Origin of the sequence: Peribacillus sp. NPDC096540 (assembly GCF_050278525.1) — a bacterium.
Taxonomy (GTDB): domain Bacteria; phylum Bacillota; class Bacilli; order Bacillales; family DSM-1321; genus Peribacillus.
Map to the genome: position 1 here is coordinate 315,811 of NZ_JBNNTG010000002.1, position 17,664 is coordinate 333,474.

The 17,664-nt window shown below is 38.7% G+C and carries 18 protein-coding genes, 1 pseudogene and 1 other annotated feature (1 of these 20 only partly in view); of the genes and pseudogenes, 15 read left to right on the top strand and 4 right to left on the bottom strand.

Annotated elements, in window-relative coordinates; genetic code table 11:
* Positions 1-89 precede the first annotated feature (89 nt).
* Positions 90-857, top strand: a complete 768-nt coding sequence (locus tag ACQKMR_RS03595) for a Cof-type HAD-IIB family hydrolase (protein ID WP_427696048.1) — start codon at positions 90-92, stop codon at positions 855-857.
* A gap of 51 nt (positions 858-908) precedes the next feature.
* Here ACQKMR_RS03595 and def read toward each other — a convergent pair whose 3' ends face one another.
* Both def and ACQKMR_RS03605 read right to left on the bottom strand, forming a co-directional pair.
* Positions 909-1,463 (bottom strand): peptide deformylase, encoded by a 555-nt coding sequence (gene def, locus ACQKMR_RS03600; protein ID WP_427696049.1) that lies wholly within the window; start codon positions 1,461-1,463, stop codon positions 909-911.
* Between the two features lie 259 nt (positions 1,464-1,722).
* Positions 1,723-1,884 (bottom strand): YjcZ family sporulation protein, encoded by a 162-nt coding sequence (locus ACQKMR_RS03605; RefSeq protein WP_427696050.1) that lies wholly within the window; start codon positions 1,882-1,884, stop codon positions 1,723-1,725.
* Positions 1,885-2,099: 215 nt separating this feature from the next.
* Here ACQKMR_RS03605 and ACQKMR_RS03610 point away from each other — a divergent pair, with 215 nt between their 5' ends.
* The 7 genes from ACQKMR_RS03610 (at position 2,100) to ACQKMR_RS03640 (ending at position 9,833) form a co-directional block, all read left to right on the top strand.
* Positions 2,100-2,765 carry a YkyA family protein gene (locus tag ACQKMR_RS03610; RefSeq protein WP_427696051.1) on the top strand — a complete coding sequence of 222 codons (666 nt, stop codon included), beginning with the start codon at positions 2,100-2,102 and terminating at the stop codon, positions 2,763-2,765.
* A 650-nt stretch (positions 2,766-3,415) separates the two neighbouring features.
* Complete coding sequence (gene pdhA, locus ACQKMR_RS03615) at positions 3,416-4,531, top strand: pyruvate dehydrogenase (acetyl-transferring) E1 component subunit alpha (protein ID WP_427696052.1); 1,116 nt, start codon at positions 3,416-3,418, stop codon at positions 4,529-4,531.
* Positions 4,532-4,534: 3 nt separating this feature from the next.
* Complete coding sequence (locus tag ACQKMR_RS03620) at positions 4,535-5,512, top strand: alpha-ketoacid dehydrogenase subunit beta (RefSeq protein WP_053345166.1); 978 nt, start codon at positions 4,535-4,537, stop codon at positions 5,510-5,512.
* A 121-nt stretch (positions 5,513-5,633) separates the two neighbouring features.
* A complete protein-coding gene (locus ACQKMR_RS03625; RefSeq protein ID WP_056530562.1) occupies positions 5,634-6,992 on the top strand; it encodes a dihydrolipoamide acetyltransferase family protein in 1,359 nt (452 codons plus the stop codon).
* Positions 6,993-6,995: 3 nt separating this feature from the next.
* A complete protein-coding gene (gene lpdA, locus ACQKMR_RS03630) occupies positions 6,996-8,408 on the top strand; it encodes a dihydrolipoyl dehydrogenase (protein WP_427696053.1) in 1,413 nt (470 codons plus the stop codon).
* Between the two features lie 292 nt (positions 8,409-8,700).
* Positions 8,701-8,958 (top strand): hypothetical protein, encoded by a 258-nt coding sequence (locus ACQKMR_RS03635; RefSeq protein ID WP_427696054.1) that lies wholly within the window; start codon positions 8,701-8,703, stop codon positions 8,956-8,958.
* Positions 8,959-9,056: 98 nt separating this feature from the next.
* Positions 9,057-9,833 carry a polysaccharide deacetylase family protein gene (locus tag ACQKMR_RS03640; RefSeq protein WP_427696055.1) on the top strand — a complete coding sequence of 259 codons (777 nt, stop codon included), beginning with the start codon at positions 9,057-9,059 and terminating at the stop codon, positions 9,831-9,833.
* Between the two features lie 19 nt (positions 9,834-9,852).
* On the opposite strand, the gene ACQKMR_RS03645 is transcribed toward ACQKMR_RS03640, so the two are convergent.
* Positions 9,853-10,287, bottom strand: coding sequence for a DUF1885 family protein (locus ACQKMR_RS03645; RefSeq protein ID WP_427696056.1), 435 nt, complete (start codon positions 10,285-10,287; stop codon positions 9,853-9,855).
* Positions 10,288-10,606: 319 nt separating this feature from the next.
* Here ACQKMR_RS03645 and hutH point away from each other — a divergent pair, with 319 nt between their 5' ends.
* From hutH to ACQKMR_RS03670, 5 genes and pseudogenes are all read left to right on the top strand, one after another.
* Complete coding sequence (gene hutH, locus ACQKMR_RS03650; protein ID WP_427696057.1) at positions 10,607-12,106, top strand: histidine ammonia-lyase; 1,500 nt, start codon at positions 10,607-10,609, stop codon at positions 12,104-12,106.
* Positions 12,107-12,141: 35 nt separating this feature from the next.
* A pseudogene (locus ACQKMR_RS03655) lies at positions 12,142-12,368 on the top strand (hypothetical protein); the annotation flags it as partial.
* Between the two features lie 216 nt (positions 12,369-12,584).
* A complete protein-coding gene (locus ACQKMR_RS03660) occupies positions 12,585-12,710 on the top strand; it encodes a GapA-binding peptide SR1P (RefSeq protein ID WP_098175446.1) in 126 nt (41 codons plus the stop codon).
* A gap of 261 nt (positions 12,711-12,971) precedes the next feature.
* Positions 12,972-13,910 (top strand): MFS transporter, encoded by a 939-nt coding sequence (locus tag ACQKMR_RS03665; protein ID WP_427696058.1) that lies wholly within the window; start codon positions 12,972-12,974, stop codon positions 13,908-13,910.
* Positions 13,911-13,941: 31 nt separating this feature from the next.
* Entirely contained in the window at positions 13,942-14,337 is a 396-nt protein-coding gene (locus ACQKMR_RS03670; RefSeq protein WP_427696059.1) for an MFS transporter, read from the top strand.
* 53 nt (positions 14,338-14,390) lie between these two features.
* Here ACQKMR_RS03670 and ACQKMR_RS03675 read toward each other — a convergent pair whose 3' ends face one another.
* The gene (locus tag ACQKMR_RS03675; RefSeq protein WP_427696060.1) at positions 14,391-15,848 is read right to left on the bottom strand and encodes an aminotransferase class I/II-fold pyridoxal phosphate-dependent enzyme; all 1,458 of its coding nucleotides are present in this window, start codon (positions 15,846-15,848) and stop codon (positions 14,391-14,393) included.
* A 398-nt stretch (positions 15,849-16,246) separates the two neighbouring features.
* Between ACQKMR_RS03675 and ACQKMR_RS03680 the strand changes: the two genes are divergently transcribed.
* Together ACQKMR_RS03680 and ACQKMR_RS03685 are read left to right on the top strand one after the other, a co-directional pair.
* On the top strand, positions 16,247-17,206 hold the full coding sequence (locus ACQKMR_RS03680) for an NAD(P)H-dependent flavin oxidoreductase (RefSeq protein WP_427696061.1): 960 nt from the start codon (positions 16,247-16,249) through the stop codon (positions 17,204-17,206).
* Positions 17,207-17,256: 50 nt separating this feature from the next.
* The gene (locus ACQKMR_RS03685) at positions 17,257-17,529 is read left to right on the top strand and encodes a UPF0223 family protein (RefSeq protein ID WP_427696062.1); all 273 of its coding nucleotides are present in this window, start codon (positions 17,257-17,259) and stop codon (positions 17,527-17,529) included.
* A gap of 71 nt (positions 17,530-17,600) precedes the next feature.
* Positions 17,601-17,664: a binding site (T-box leader), on the top strand; it runs 175 nt beyond the window's last position.

Below are 17,664 nucleotides of genomic sequence, written 5' to 3' on the forward strand. Positions count from 1 at the left end.
AGGTGAGTTACTTGACTTATCTTTATGACAATTATTAAATGGGTACATATTAAAAAAGGAAAACTGAATGAATTGGAAGTGAAGGGTTAGTGAAAATCGTATTCTTTGATATTGATGGAACATTGCTAGATCATGAAAAAAAGTTACCTGCCTCAACGAAAAAAGCTATTAAGCAATTACAGGACAACGGGGTTTTTGTTGCGATTGCTACAGGTAGGGCTCCGTTCATGTTTGAATCTTTAAGGGAAGAGCTTGGCATCGATACATTCGTAAGTTTTAATGGACAATATGTTGTTTTTGAAGGTGAAGTCATTTACAAAAATCCTTTAAGTTTGTCTGAAATAAAACGGCTTCACGAACATTCTGAAAAAAATGATATACCGATTGTATTTATGAATGAAGAGACAATGAAATCTAATGTACCGCATCATAGCAGAATTGAAGAGGCATTAAGCAGTCTGAAGTTTCCACATCCAGAACTTCATGCCGATTTTTACGAAGATCATGACATATACCAAGCCTTATTATTTTGCTCTGAGGATGAAGAAGGGAAATTCGTTGGTCAGTATGATAAATTTCATTTTATTAGATGGCATACGTATTCAACGGATGTTCTTCCATTCGGTGGGTCAAAGGCAGAAGGTATAAAGATATTAATGGAAAAAGTCGGATTTGGCCTAGAGGATGTTTATGCATTCGGGGATGGGTTAAATGATATAGAGATGTTAAAAGTAGCGGGGTATGGCGTGGCAATGGGGAATGCCAGTCAGCTTTTGAAGCAGGAGGCCGACTTTGTAACGAAGGATGTCGATAATGATGGTATCCTTTACGGTTTAAAAGAACTTGATCTGATCTAGAACTTAAAAACTCCCATTAATTGATGGGAGTTTTAATCACTTATTTTAAGCTCATCTTTCTATTGTGGTGGAATTTTCTGGTATGTTAAAAGGGTCTTTTTGATTAATATGATCATAAAATAAGATTCCGTTCAGATGGTCGATTTCATGTTGAAAGCAAATGGCTGCGGTGCCTTTTAAGCGGAGCTGAACCAGTGTTCCATCCAGGGTCGTACCTGATACCATTATTCGAGCATAACGCGGTACATAACCAGAGATTGGACGATTAACGGAAAGACAACCTTCACCTGTCGTTAAGTAGGCTTTCTCCACTGAATGGCTAATGAGTTTAGGATTGAAAAGAGCGTAGCTATACAGTTCGCCATTTTTATCTTTCAAATGGACGGCAATCATCCGTTTTGAAACATTTACCTGTGGTGCGGCCAAGCCTATCCCGGCTCTTAAACCATATTGAGCAGCAATATCAGGATTCTGGCTATTTTGGACATATTCCATCAAGCTGGTTAAAAGTTGCTTATCTTCATCAGAAGCCGGCAGTGGTACTTCTAACGCGACTTTCCTTAATATTGGATCGTCTTCATTAACAAAATCATCCATAGTAAGCATAATCTTTCACCCCATTAAAAATTTATTAAATATGTATAGGATTATTTTAACAAAAAAAATACTAAAAGTTAATGGACTCAATACATTGGCTTTAGGATTGATAAAAAAGAACATTATAGGGATAGAATCAATACTCAAATCCCTATCCCTATAATGATTGTATTTACTGATTTGATTTTTTTTTGAAAATCCTTCATTTTTTTGTGAAATCAGGGTAAATAGATAACATATTCGGGTAAAGGTGGTAGTAATTATCTTTTTAGCATAAGACTGCGCCGACAATGATAAGCAGGATGAAAAGGACGATGATTAGAGCAAAGCCGCCTCCAAAGCCGCCTCCGCCTCCACAATAACCACCATAACCATAGCTGGGTGCAGCGGAAACCGGATAACAACAATCCTGGGTGTAACCTCCATACATAATTTTATACCTCCGTTTTTATATTGTTAACGTATTGACCATTCTGAGTTAAAACGGTCCCTACAGCCTATGCAGTATGGTTTAAAGGGTGTAGGCTAAAGCCTAGTAATGAAAAATTCCTGCTTAGAATATGATTAGTACGAGTGTCTGCGATCATCTAAAACAGATGATTAGAAAAATATCCAACTTCAAAGAACTATCAGGAGGAGCTGTAGATGTTGAAACGATTTCGTCTATATTTTGTTTTACTTCTTTCTTTTGCAATTATGGCCGGTTGTTTTAGTAGTTCACCGGAAGAAAAAATCCATAAAATTCTTGAAAAAACTACGGAGAAGGAGAGTGATTTTACCGAGCATCAAGTGCCACTTAATAAATTGGAGAATAAAGAGAAAGAGCAATATGATAAAATTATTAAACTTGGAATGAATGAATATGAACAAATTGTTGAACTTTCAGATGAAGCAACTAAGAATATTGATGAACGAGAGGCTATTATTGAAAAAGAACATAACAGTATGGAGGCCTCAAAAAAACAATTTAATAAGATAGAAGAACAAATTGGGAAAATAGAAGATAAGAAGGTAAAAAAAGAAGCCACTGAAATGAAAAAGATAATGAGTGAACGATATAGCACGTACGATAATCTGTATGAAGCTTATCAGCAAAGCTTAGTGTATGATCGTGAATTATATGAACTATTTAAAAAAGAAGATTTGAAAATGGATGAATTACAAGACCAAATAAAGAAAATTAATACCTCATATACAAAAGTGTTGAAAACAAATAACCAATTTAATGAATTAACTGAAAAATCCAATCTGAAAAAAGAAAGTTTTTACAACAGTTCAGGCATAGAAATGGCAGATTCAACCAAAAAATAATTATTGATAATGGGCTGAGGGTAATACCTAAAGCCTATTTTTTATGCATTCAATTAGTTTATTAACTAAAAAATTCTAGAATAATTTTTTTATTCAATATAAAAAGAACTGTCAAATATAAAAAATGAAGAAACTGTACTAAAAAAATTCTAAACTAGAAAATCTAACAGCAGAATTGAATGAAAGCGGTTAAAAATTTTCTTGGAATATTATTTCAAAGGCTCAAATGCCTTTAGTTAAAGCAATTTGGGAATCGATAGGATAGTCAATGGAAGTGAAATATTATACTTCAGTATCTATAAATTAAAAAAAGGGTGAAAATTTATAGTACAGTTACAAAATGAAAACTAGCACAGTGATGAAGATTTGGTGTTGGAAATTCTATTAAATCTAAAAAATAAGGAAATACAAGTGATTGACTTGACGTGAATGCATCTTGTAAACTAAATTTATAAAAGTTCTTGTATCATTTTTCTTGATTTTTTTTATGGTACAGAATAAGATTGAGACATATTAACCATATCCACGTTTGAGGGATTAGGCTTAAGGGAAAAATAAAAGAATGAATTGTTGAAGAAACTATAAAGCAAAATATTTTTGCTTATAGAATAATAATAGCAAACCTTTTTAATGAAAGGATGAGGTGCCAAATGGCTCAAAAAACTAAACAAGCTAAATTTAATGTTCAGAATCAGCTTAAGAAAGTAGAAGAACAATTTGAAACTTTTCAAATTATAAATGAAGAAGGAGAAGTCGTTAATGAAGCGGCAATGCCTGATTTAAGTGATGAACAACTACAGGAATTAATGCGCCGCATGGTTTATACGCGCATCTTGGATCAACGTTCAATTTCATTGAACCGTCAAGGGAGATTAGGTTTCTATGCACCGACTGCCGGTCAAGAAGCATCTCAAATCGCTTCCCAGTATGCATTGGAGAAAGAAGATTTCATTCTTCCAGGGTATCGTGATGTGCCGCAAATTGTTTGGCATGGTCTGCCGCTTTGGCAAGCATTCTTATTCTCAAGAGGACATTTTAAAGGGAATCAAATCCCGGAAGATGTTAATGTGATTTCACCGCAAATTATTATCGGTGCTCAGTATATTCAGGCTGCAGGTGTAGCTCTAGGTCTGAAAAAACGCGGTAAAAAAGCAGTAGCAATCACATATACGGGTGACGGTGGTACATCACAAGGGGATTTCTACGAAGGAATCAACTTTGCAGGTGCATTTAAAGCACCAGCTATTTTCATCGTTCAAAATAACCGTTTTGCAATCTCAACACCTGTTGAATTGCAATCAGCATCGAAAACATTAGCCCAAAAGGGTGTGGCTGCAGGTATTCCTGGCATCCAAGTTGATGGTATGGATGCGTTGGCCGTTTATACAGCAGTTAAAGAAGCTCGTGAACGTGCAATTAATGGTGAGGGCCCAACATTGATTGAAACATTAACTTACCGTTATGGACCACATACGATGGCTGGAGATGACCCGACACGTTACCGTACTTCTGATATGGATAATGAGTGGGAATTGAAAGATCCATTGGTTCGTTTCCGCAAGTTCTTGGAAAACAAAAAACTTTGGAATGAAGAATTAGAGAACGAAACAATAGAAAAAGCAAAAGACGATATTAAAGAAGCAATCAAAAAGGCAGATGCAGAACCTAAGCAAAAGGTGACAGACCTTATTGAAAACATGTATGAAGAAATGCCTTATAATTTAAAAGAACAATATGAAATTTATAAAGAGAAGGAGTCGAAGTAAGCCATGGCTCAATTGACGATGATTCAAGCAATTACAGAAGCATTACGTACAGAACTTAAAAATGACGAGAATGTACTCGTTTTTGGTGAAGATGTTGGTCTTAATGGCGGAGTTTTCCGTGCAACGGAAAATCTTCAAAAAGAATTCGGCGAAGATCGTGTATTCGATACACCTCTTGCTGAATCCGGAATCGGTGGATTAGCGGTCGGTCTTTCTTTACAAGGTTTCCGTCCTGTTCCTGAAATTCAATTCTTCGGTTTTATATATGAAGTAATGGATTCCGTAAGCGGTCAGCTTGCTCGTATGCGCTACCGTTCAGGCGGACGTTACAGTGCGCCGGTTACAATTCGCTCACCTTTTGGAGGTGGAGTGCATACTCCGGAAATGCATGCTGATAGCTTAGAAGGTTTAATGGCTCAGCAACCAGGGTTAAAGGTAGTTATCCCTTCCACTCCTTACGACGCTAAAGGCTTATTGATTTCAGCGATTCGTGATAATGACCCTGTCATTTTCCTTGAGCACATGAAATTGTACCGCTCTTTCCGTCAGGAAGTTCCTGAGGAAGAATATACAATTCCATTAGGAAAAGCGGATGTGAAAAGAGAAGGAACGGATTTATCCATTATTACGTATGGTGCGATGGTACAGGAATCAATCAAGGCAGCTGAAGAATTGGCTAAGGAAGGTCATTCCGTTGAAGTTGTTGACTTACGAACTGTATCTCCATTGGATATTGATACAATCATTGCTTCAGTAGAAAAAACTGGACGGGCTATCGTTGTTCAAGAAGCACAAAAGCAAGCTGGCATAGCAGCGAATGTTGTCGCGGAAATTAACGAACGTGCTATTTTGAGCTTGGATGCACCAGTACTACGAGTGGCTGCTGCTGATACAGTATTCCCGTTTTCTCAAGCTGAAACAGTATGGCTCCCTAATTATAAAGACATTATTGAAACGGCGACTAAAGTCTTGAAGTTTTAACTATCCTGAGTAATCGGAATGGAAGTAACTGCTTGAGGAAGTAATTCGCATTAGAAGAATTACAAGATAAAGGACTTTATTCAAAGCACTAAGTATGATTTAATATAGGAGGTTGAACTCAGTGGCATTCCAATTTAGACTCCCTGATATCGGAGAAGGTATACACGAAGGTGAAATAGTGAAATGGTTTGTAAAACCAGGAGATAAGATCCAAGAAGATGACGTGCTTTGCGAGGTTCAAAACGATAAAGCCGTTGTTGAAATTCCATCACCAGTGGAAGGTACCGTGGAAGAAATCCTTGTTCAAGAAGGAACGGTTGCCGTTGTTGGTGATGTACTTGTAACATTCGATGCTCCAGGTTATGAAGATCTTCAGTTTAAAGGGGATCATGGAGAAGAAGCGAAGGCAGAAGGTGAGAAGAATACGGAGGCCCAGGTTCAAGCTACTGCTGAAGCTGGACAGGAAGTCAAGAAAGAGGCTGCTCCGGTTCAAGAAAATAGTGCAGAAACGGGCGCGGGATCACAACCACAGGTTGAGGCGGATCCTTCACGACGTATTATCGCCATGCCTTCTGTTAGAAAATATGCACGCGAACAAGGGGTTAATATTCGTGAGATTTCTGGTTCTGGGGATAACGGCCGCATCATGAAAGAAGACATCGATGCTTTCAAAAACGGCAAAACGGCTCCACAGCAACCAGCAGCTCAAAGTGAAGCTTCACAACAAAACGATACGGAAACAACCGAAAAACAAAAAGTGTCAATTCCAGAAGGGCAATATCCTGAAACTCGCGAGAAAATGAGCGGTATGAGAAAAGCGATTGCAAAAGCAATGGTTAAATCTAAACAGACAGCTCCACATGTAACATTAATGGATGAAGTCGATGTGACGCTTCTTGTTGCTCATCGTAAGAAATTCAAGGAAATTGCTGCAGAAAAAGGAATTAAGCTTACATTCCTACCTTATGTTGTTAAAGCGTTAACAAGTGCATTGCGTGAATTCCCTATGCTTAACACATCATTTGATGATGAGGCTAGTGAGATTATCCATAAACACTATTACAATATCGGAATTGCGGCAGACACAGACAAAGGACTGCTCGTTCCAGTTGTAAAAGATGCAGATCGTAAATCAACTTTTGCTATTTCACAAGAAATTAATGAATTAGCGACGAAAGCTCGTGACGGAAAATTAGCTCCTAATGAAATGAAAGGTGCTTCATGTTCGATCACGAATATCGGTTCCGCAGGCGGTCAATGGTTCACTCCTGTAATCAATCATCCAGAAGTTGCCATTCTAGGGATTGGACGCATTGCCGAAAAAGCAATTGTACGCGACGGGGAAATTATCGCCGCTCCAGTTCTGGCATTATCACTGAGCTTTGATCACCGCATGATTGATGGAGCAACTGCTCAGCATGCATTGAATCATATCAAAAAGTTATTGAACGACCCAGAATTATTGTTAATGGAGGCGTAAACAATGGTAGTAGGAGATTTTCCAATCGAAACAGATACTTTAGTAATCGGTTCAGGCCCAGGGGGGTATGTTGCCGCAATTCGCGCAGCACAGCTTGGTCAGAAAGTAACGGTCGTTGAAAAAGGAACAATCGGCGGAGTTTGTTTGAATGTAGGCTGTATCCCATCGAAAGCGTTAATATCGGCGGGACACCGTTTCCATGAAGCTCAGCATTCAGAAGACATGGGTATCTTTGCAGAAAAAGTTACTGTTGATTTTTCTAAAGTACAAGCTTGGAAAGGTACTGTTGTAAAGAAATTAACTGGTGGCGTAAGCAGCCTGTTAAAAGGTAATAATGTTGAGGTAGTGACGGGTGAAGCTTATTTCGTTGATGAAAACAGCATCCGTGTTATGAATGAAGACTCAGCACAAACATATACATTTAAAAACGCAATCATCGCTACTGGTTCATCACCAATCGAGATTCCGTCATTTAAATATACGAAACGTGTACTTAATTCTACTGGTGCTCTTGCTTTGGAAGAAGTTCCAAGTTCGATCGTGGTAATCGGTGGAGGTTACATTGGTACAGAGCTTGGTGGCGCATTCGCCAGCTTTGGAACTAAAGTGACTATTCTTGAAGGTACGGAAGAAATTCTTTCTGCAGGCTTTGAAAAACAAATGGCAGCACTTGTTAAACGTAATCTTAAAAACAAAGGTGCTGAAATTGTTACAAAAGCAAATGCTAAAGGCGTGGAAGAAACAGAAACAGGCGTTACCGTTACTTATGAAGTAAAAGGCGAAGAGAAAAAAGTCGAAGCCGATTACGTTTTAGTAACAGTAGGTCGTCGTCCGAACACTGCAGAAATCGGTCTTGAACAAGTCGGAATCAAAATGACTGATCGTGGTTTAATCGAAACGGATAAACAATGCCGTACAAGCGTGAAAAACATTTACGCAATCGGTGATATCGTTTCAGGACCTCAATTGGCTCATAAAGCTTCATATGAAGGTAAAATTGCAGCTGAAGCTATTGCAGGACATTCATCAGAAATCGACTATCTTGCTATCCCGGCTGTTGTATTCTCTGAACCGGAACTTGCTTCTGTCGGATATAATGAAAAAGAAGCGAAGGAAGCTGGAATCGAAGCCCTTGCTTCAAAATTCCCATTCGCTGCAAATGGACGTGCTCTTTCATTGAACAATACGGACGGATTTGTGAAGCTAATCACTCGCAAAGAAGACGGATTGGTTATTGGAGCCCAAATCGCAGGACCAAATGCTTCTGATATGATTGCAGAACTTGGTTTAGCTATCGAAGCAGGAATGACTGCTGAAGATATCGCGATGACAATCCATGCACATCCAACTTTAGGAGAAATCACTATGGAAGCTGCTGAAGTAGCTCTAGGAACTCCGATTCATATTATTAAATAATTGATACCAAAAAAAGCGTGCTGCCATTTGCAGTACGCTTTTTTAGTTTTTATAAATAAATAACGCATTAAAACTGGTACAAATTGAATGTCTTCTTCCAAATCAGGATATTTTCTTCATTCAATTTAAATGAAAAGTGCAAAATGGGCATAAGCTATACAAAGGACTTCATACTTTTTTTCTATTAAAGGTTTGAATTAAGTAAAAGAGGATAAAAAATAGGAAGAGCGATGTACTTAAGAATAAGGCTGCCGATTAAACTGAATTGGCTAATTATTCATTTTAAAATGGGGTGGATCACTTGAAAAATTATCTGGTAATCCTCTTTCAACTAATCGTTTGGAGCGGATATACATTGGTTGAATGGCTTTCTGTAAATGATCGTCTTGTTTTTAAGGTATTTATGTTTCTGGTTTTTTCTTATTTGGCCATTTACATTGGTAAAATGATTTTAAAATCCAACAAGCGGACAATGCTTGTTACCGTAATCAGTTTATTATGTTACGGTGTAATGCAAATCCTTTTGGAAACGCTAGTACCCATTTATTGAATTTTGAAAGTTTAAAATGACATAAGAAACCGGAGAAAATATGATCCCCAAAGAAGTAGTTACGTTTGTATTTACTTCACTTTTTTTAATTGGTTGTAATGATTCAGGTTCCGACCAAACTGAAAAAAAAAGAACCGAAAAGTGTGGAAACAACTACCACTATCCAAGATAAAACTAAACATGAACAAGATATGAAAGAAGAAGCATCAACAATTAGGAATTTGGAGAAAGAAAATGTCCAGGCCGAGTACCGGTTGAATAAAGATAATTGGTCATTTGAAACAATTCAGGATGCAGAACCTAAGGTTGTCTTATTAACGTTCGATGCTGCCCTTGATAAGTACTCGTTAGAAATTGCAAAAACACTTCAGAAACTTAAATTGCCGGCGATATTTTTTGTGAATGGACATTTTCTTGAAAGTGATGAAAAGAAAACGATGTTAAAAGATATTCATGATATGGGCTTTTCCATCGGTAATCATACGTATTCTCATGTTAATTTGAAAGAGCTGACAGAAGAAGAGCAAAAGCGGGAGATCGTAAAATTGAATAATTTGGTGGAAGGAATTATTGGGGAACGCCCTAATTATTTTAGGGCGCCTTTCGGATCTAATACCGATTATTCCCAAAAAGTTGCTGCAGATGAAAAAATGCTGGCCATGAAATGGACATATGGATATGATTGGGAAGAGGAATATCAAGATAAAAAAGCATTGACAGAGATCATGTTGAACAGCCCTTATTTATCCAATGGTGCCAGTTTACTGATGCACGACCGAAAATGGACGAGAGAAGTGATAGAGGATATTGTGAAAGATTTTCAAAAGAAAGGGTATAAGATTCTTGACCCAAAATTAATTGAAACGCCTGCATGATTTGAAGTTACGCCACTATTTATTTTCTTGGATAGTAATACATCACTCGCTTGTTAAAGAGATGGAGTTGGGCTTTTAACTTTTTTGCCAGGAATTTGCATAATTCATTAGCTTTCCCTTTATCACCGAATGTTGCCGTTTCTGGGAGGGTTAATTGGATATATGATTGGATTCGCTCTAGTCCATCTTCGTCCTGAACGATTTCTTGGTCGACCCCGATTAGTATCATGTGATAGCGATCCACATTGGATTGAAGATAAATTATTTTATCTTTCATCTTTTCAGGCTCTTTCATTTCATAAGGAAAGGCCTTCTTTTCATAATCCCAATTGAGTTGTTTTCCAGTTTTTGCGGTGATCATTTGGTAATAGGTGAGCAATTCCTTCACGTCTTCAATGGTTACGGCTTCTTTCACGGACTCAGGAACGAGCTTGATATAGGCATTTTCAATCATTTTAATCCCCCTTAGCTCTATAGATATTAATTATATTTTAGCATTTTATGGTTGTTTTATATACTTATCTATATGTAAAATTAAAGGTAAAATTCCTTTTTCACTCTGCTAGGTTAGTATGCTAATGTGTTAAAATTTGTTAATAGATGTTGACTTCCAGTTTTTTTGTGATGTAAAATTTATACAGATGCTAGTTAATAAGGGGTGGGAAGCATGATTATACAATATAATGAACATATTCATGTTTTACAAAAAAAGGGGCTGTATCACTTTATTTAAAGCGATACAGCTCCTTTACTTTGTTAAAGGGGTGTAGGGGATGATGCTTACCGGTAAAGATTTAACATTAAATCAATCAAAAAAAATCATATTTAATAAAGAAGAGGTCACCCTTTCTCCCGATGCTTTGGAAAGGGTATTAAAAAGCAGAAAAGCGGTCGAAAACATTGTTTCGAAAAAAAGGATTGTTTATGGAATTACGACTGGTTTTGGGAAATTCAGTGATGTCTATATCAATACTGAAGATGTAAAAGAACTACAGCATAATCTCATTCAATCACATGCCTGTGGAGTAGGTCCCCCGTTTTTCGAAAGTGTTTCCAGGGCGATGCTTTTGCTTCGTGCCAATGCTCTAGCAAAGGGTTTTTCCGGTGTTAGACAGGAAGTCATCTCTAGTTTATTAGCTTTATTGAACGCGGAAATTCATCCCGTCATTCCGCAGCAGGGGTCACTCGGAGCAAGCGGAGATTTAGCGCCTCTCTCGCATTTAGCATTGGTGTTAACCGGGGAGGGGGAGGTATTTTACAAGGGGGGGCGAATTAAATCCTCTATTGCCTTGAAAAAGGAAGGCATTGCGCCAATCGAGCTTGAGGCAAAGGAAGGCCTAGCACTTATTAATGGAACACAAGCAATAACAGCGATGGGGGTTGTGGCCTATTTAGAAGCGGAAAAAATCGGGCGGCTGTCAGAAGCGATATCAGCTATGACTATGGAAGCGTTAAACGGAATCATTGATACTTTTGACGAAAGGGTTCACTTAGCAAGAGGCTATCCAGAACAGATTGCTGTTGCCAAACGAATGAGGATTTGGCTAGAAGGAAGTCATCTAACAACCAGACAAGGGGATATTCGGGTTCAAGATGCCTACTCACTTCGATGTATACCTCAGGTTCTAGGTGCTTCCTGGCAGGTTATTGGGTATGTGAAAGAAAAACTTGAAATTGAAATGAATGCAGCGACCGATAATCCGCTAATTTTTGATGAAGGAGAAACTGTGATATCAGGGGGGAACTTTCATGGTCAGCCAGTTGCTTTTGCAATGGATTTTTTAAAGATGGGTGTTTCAGAAATTGCTAGTATTTCAGAACGGAGAATTGAACGACTTGTTAATCCACAGCTGAATGATCTGCCGCCTTTTTTGAGTGCAAGACCTGGGCTAGAGTCCGGTGCAATGATTATGCAATATTGTGCAGCTTCGCTCGTATCGGAAAATAAAACGCTGGCCCATCCAGCAAGTGTAGACTCCATCCCATCTTCAGCTAATCAAGAGGACCATGTGAGCATGGGTACGATTGCAGCAAGACACGCTTACCAGATCATTCAAAATACATGGAATGTGTTGGCAATTGAATGTATTACAGCGATGCAGGGAGTCGAATACCGGGGTATCGAAAAAATGGCTCCGAGAACCCTTCGTTTCCTTGAAAAGGCCAGGGAGATTGTACCGAGTATTACAAAGGACCGTATGTTTTCCTCTGATATTGAGGCATGTGCGTCCTGGTTGAAGACTTATGACTTTGCTGAACTAATGGAAGTGTAAACATGAATTTATATATAGGGTGAAAAAGGTCACAAATGGACAAAAAAGAATTACAAAGGGTCCACGCTGCACACAAAGGGCTGGGCGGGGTCCAAGAAGCTGCAATTAGAACGCTGATGTAATTTTTTGCCCGGAAGTACTGAAAACACGGAAGAGCTAGTAGTTTACGGGGGAATAGGTAAGGCAGCCTGTGCATGAACTGGAGTCAAGTGAAACATGGATGAGCCAATCTGGCAAACTGGTAGCGGTATTCAGGACTTACTAGAATGGGGGCAGCAACTCGCGATTACAAGATGTATCTGCCTACCGTCTAGCTTGGAGTCTCTGTCCTTCTAAGTATTGAATTAAATGAATTTATGGGAAATTTATATATGTTATACTTTATAGCTTGAAATTATAAATGTGTTATATTATAATGCATATAAAGCGGTTACATTTAACGATTAATGCATACAATATAGAGGAAGGGGTTGTAAAAATGGGAACTATCGTATGTCAAACTTGCAATAGCACGATTGAACATTTTGAAGATGAAAAAGTAAGTGTACTTTATACACACAATCACAACTGCCACAGCTGTGATACAGCTGCCTCTGAGAAGTAATAAAAAAGATAATCTCTGATATTAATAGAAATTCGAGGGTGCTTCAGGAGTTTTGACCTGGGGCATCCTTTTTTTATGGAATCAAAAGGTGAAATAAAATACTAAAAATAAATTGAATCTCAAAGTTCTATATAGAAGAACATTGGTGTTGTATAGCAGTTCCCAAAAAGATTAGTATGAGATGAGTCAATTTTCAGTGTTTAACAAAAGCTGATTTTGCTTATTTTCAACGGAAGATTAGATGCGAAATGGGGGACTAGTATGCGTAGTGTCAATGCTTCTGAAGTGGTCGCTGTAAGTAAATTTAACCGCTTTCATTTATTTGTTTTCATTTGGTGTTTTTATGCCATAGCTTTTGATGGGTACGACATCGCGATGTATGGGGTCGGCTTGCCGTGGATGATGGAAGAGTGGGATCTGAGCTCGATTCAAGCAGGAGCTATTGCCAGTTATGCTTTGGTAGGCATGATGCTAGGGGCCCTGGTTTTCGGGCCGGTTGCCGATAAACATGGCCGGAAAAATGTTTTAGCTGTCTGTATGCTATTATTTAGCTTGTTTACATTAGGTGCTGGAGTTGCTCCTAATCCAACCTTTTTCACGGTTATGAGATTCATTGCTGCATTAGGAATGGGCGGACTGATGCCAAATGTGGTGTCCTTAATGACTGAGTATTCACCGAAGAAAAACAGGGCCATTATTGTTGCGACCATGTACTGTGGATACTCCCTTGGTGGCATTTTTGCCTCATTGATTGGTATGTATATCATCCCATCAACTGACTGGAGAATTTTGTACTGGATCGGAGTAATTCCCTTATTGACATTGCCATTTTTCATGATGAAATTTCCTGAATCTCTATCCTATTACCTGACAAGAAAACAGGTTGGAAAAGTGGTGGAGGTGCTTAATAAGGTTAATCCAACCGGGAACTATCAAGAAAATGAAGATTATCAGCTAGCGGATGCTCTGTCTTCATCCAAAGGTTCCCCTGTTAAAAAGCTGTTTACGAACAAGAGGGCAGTCAGTACCTTGTTTATATGGTTAGCCGTTTTTAGCTGTTTACTGATGGTATACGGATTAAATACATGGCTTCCAAAAATCATGCAACAGTCAGGCTATGGTTTGACTTCAAGCCTTTCTTTTAACTTGACTTTATGCATCGGACAAATTTTAGGTTCTGATTGGGGGCTATTACGCTGAAAAAGTAGGTCATCGTAGAATTCTAGTTACATTGTTTGGATTAGGGGCATTGTGTTTTGTTGCATTGAGTATAACCTCGAATGTCGCTGGTCTGTACGTATTAATTGCAATTGGCGGTGCTTGTACAGTAGGAACGCAGAATTTGGCAAATCCCTATATTTCTGAATTTTATCCACGTGAAGCACGGGCAACTGGAATGGGCTGGGCCTTTGGAGTCGGTCGAATTGGTGCGATTATAGCACCGATGCTCATAGCCCTGATCCTGTCATCAGGATTAGATCCGAAGTCAGCCTTCATCTGGTTCGCCATCCCGAGCATTTTGGGAGCTTGCGCTTTGTTATTCGTTCAAGAGAAATATGGAAGCTTTGATAAAGTCGGAAAGGAAGGCAAAGTGGAGAAACGCTCTTTTACGATTAAAACTTCATAAATAAGCAAAAAAAACCAGAGCAGTTTGTTTGTGCTCTGGTTTTTGATATTCAATTAACTTTTAATAATTCGTAAATATTTAATTTCTGGATCCTCTGGACCTTGAACTGGTAGACCAGCTTCGATATTTTTCTGAATGTAAGTGATATTATCTTCTGTAATCAGTTCACCAGGTATAAAAATCGGAATTCCTGGCGGATAGACCATGATGAATTCAGCGCTGATTTTGCCAACAGATTCCTCGATAGGAACCACTTCAGTTTCTGCGTAAAATGCATCTCTCGGTGATAAAGCAAGAGGTGGTGTATCGGGAAGCAGGACTTCGATCTTTTCATGATCAGCAGCCATTTCTTTAAACTCATCCGATAAGTCTTTAAGGGCAGCGATTAACAAATCTGCTTCTGTTTTAGAGTCCCCTGGAGTGATTAGGCAAAGGATGTTATACAAATCAGAAAGTTCCACTTCAATATTGTGCTTTTCTCGAAGCCATTTCTCAACGTCATATCCGGTAATATTCAATTCTTTAATGGAGATGATTAGCTTTGTCGGATCATAACTATAGGTTGCCTTACTACCTAAAATTTCGCTTCCAACACAGTATAAATAAGGGATCTCATTAATAGCTGTCCGAATATAATCTGCAAGCTTGATCGTACCATCTATCATTTCTCTGCCAACGGTCGCAAGTTGTCTTCTTGCGGTATCGAGAGAAGCAAGAAGAATATAGGAAGTTGATGTGGTAGTGAGCATACTCAAAATTGCCTGGACCCGATTGGCAGAAATTAAACCATTCTTAACATTTAAAATGGAACTTCCTGTTAGCGATCCACCGAGTTTATGAACACTCGTAGCGGCCATATCTGCTCCAGCCTGCATAGCGGACATAGGCAAGTCTTCGTGGAAGTGAATATGAACACCATGGGCTTCATCAACGAGTACAGGTATTTGATAGGAATGAGCAACTTCCACAATTTTCTGCAAATCAGCAGAAACGCCGAAATAGGTCGGATTGATTACGAGTAACCCTTTTGCATCGCTGTGTTCCTTTAATGTTTTTTCAACAGCATCAATGGTAATCCCATGTGAGATTCCCAAGTCTTTGTCAATTTCAGGATTGATGAAAATAGGAACCGCTCCTGAAAATACAATGGCAGACATTACAGATTTATGTACGTTCCTCGGGACGATGATTTTATCCCCAGGACCGCAGACTGCCATGACCATTGTCATGATTGCACCGCTTGTTCCCTGAACGGAAAAGAATGTATGGTCTGCCCCAAATGCTTCTGCAGCAAGGTCCTGGGCTCTTTTAATGATTCCCTTTGGCTGATGGAGATCATCGAGTGGTGCGATATTGATTAAATCTATAGATAGTGCATTTTCCCCAATAAAATCACGAAAATCAGCGTCCATTCCTTTTCCTTTTTTATGACCTGGAATATGAAATTGAACGGGATTTTTTTTGGCATGCTGTAATAAGGCAGTATATAATGGTGTTTCATTCTGTGACAATTCTTTGTGGCCCCTTTTCAATAAAATAGGTACGAAATATCCAGGGAAATATACTCCCTTTCTATTTACAGTCGTATGTTTCTCCTATTTGGAGTAACCTTTAAAAACGGTTAGTAAGCTCTTGTGGATAGACATAAAACAAATGAATTATAGCACGTCTTACATATAAATGCCTAGCGTGAGTTTAATGTAAAAAATAACAGCTAGAGTTCTATTGTACATACCTCGTAATAACAGGAAGGAACATTTACCAGTTCAAGAGTTTTTCTTTTAAATCAAAAACAATTTGAACTATGAGTTTTAAAATTGAATGGAAAAACAATATTTGCCATAATAAAGGTGTAATAGAGAGTGTTCATTAAAAAACTCATTAAGAAGTAAAAAGGGGGATGAAGATTTTGAAGTGGAAAACTCGTGTGACTGATTTGTTAGGGATTCAATACCCGATTGTGCAAGGAGGATTGGCGCATTTAGCTTATGCAGAATTGGCTGCGGCTGTTTCGAATGCAGGAGGCCTAGGGCAGGTAACAGCGATGTCGTTGGATAACCCTGATCAATTGGTAGAGGAAATACGAAAAACAAAATCATTGACGGACAAACCGTTTGGCGTCAATTTTGCAATTGGTCAGCACGGAAGACCATATGAACATATGCTTGAGGCAGCACTAAAAGAGGATATTGCCGTTGTTTCTGTAACTGGTGGCAATCCAGCACCATTTATCGATTATGTTAAAGATACTCCGGTGAAAAAACTTGTGCTAGTTGCGGCAAGAAGGCAGGCAATCAAGGCTGAGCAGCTGGGTGCAGACGCAGTGATGGTAGTTGGTCAGGAGGGCGGGGGACATTTAGGACGCGATGATATCGGAACCTCTGTATTAATTCCTCAAGTGGTAGATTCCGTTAAAATTCCAGTCATCGCCTCGGGTGGTTTCGGTGATGGGCGCGGTTTGATGGCGGCGTTGGCACTTGGAGCAGAAGGGATTGAAATGGGTACCAGGTTCATTGCAGTAAAGGAATGTGTTCATGCCCATGAATTATACAAAAATGCCTTGGTTTCCGGTACAGAAAATGATACCGTTGTCATTAAGCGGTCTATTGGTGCACCAGCCCGTGTTATTGCAAATGGCTGGACTGATAAAATTCTTGAAATAGAAAAGGAAGACGGCGGATATGAGCAGCTGCAGAATTACATAAGTGGAAAAGCAAACCAGCGTTATATCCATGATGGAGTTGAAGGTGAAGGATATGCTTGGGCTGGACAAGTAATGGGTCTGATTCATGATGTACCAACGACTGCTGAGCTATTTAGTCGGATTATCAGCCAGGCGGAGGCAATTCGTTCAAAATGGGCAGACTGATAATAGTCTCCAAAGCAACAGGAATAACTATCTAGAAGGAGCGTGTAAGCATGGATTATCAATATCCGATGGATCTTGATTGGTCAACGGAAGAAATCGTCGATGTTATTAAATTTTTTGAAGCAGTCGAAAAGGCTTATGAAAGTAAAATACAAAAAGAAGCTTTTATGAAAGCATATCGAAGGTTTAAGGAAATAGTCCCCGGTAAGGCGGATGAAAAAAAGTATACGGATGAGTTTGAGTCTGTCAGTGACTATTCTGCCTATCTTGTTATAAAGAAATCAAAAGAAATCGGAGACGATGACTGGATACGGATGAAATAATAAAAATATAATTTTTAGAAAACTCCATTGACTTCATGAAAAGATTGTTTTAACATAATAATCAAGAAATGATAAAGGCAATGACGAAGAGGAGTACCTTAATGCTGTTCTGTAGAGAGCCAGTGGTTGCTGAAA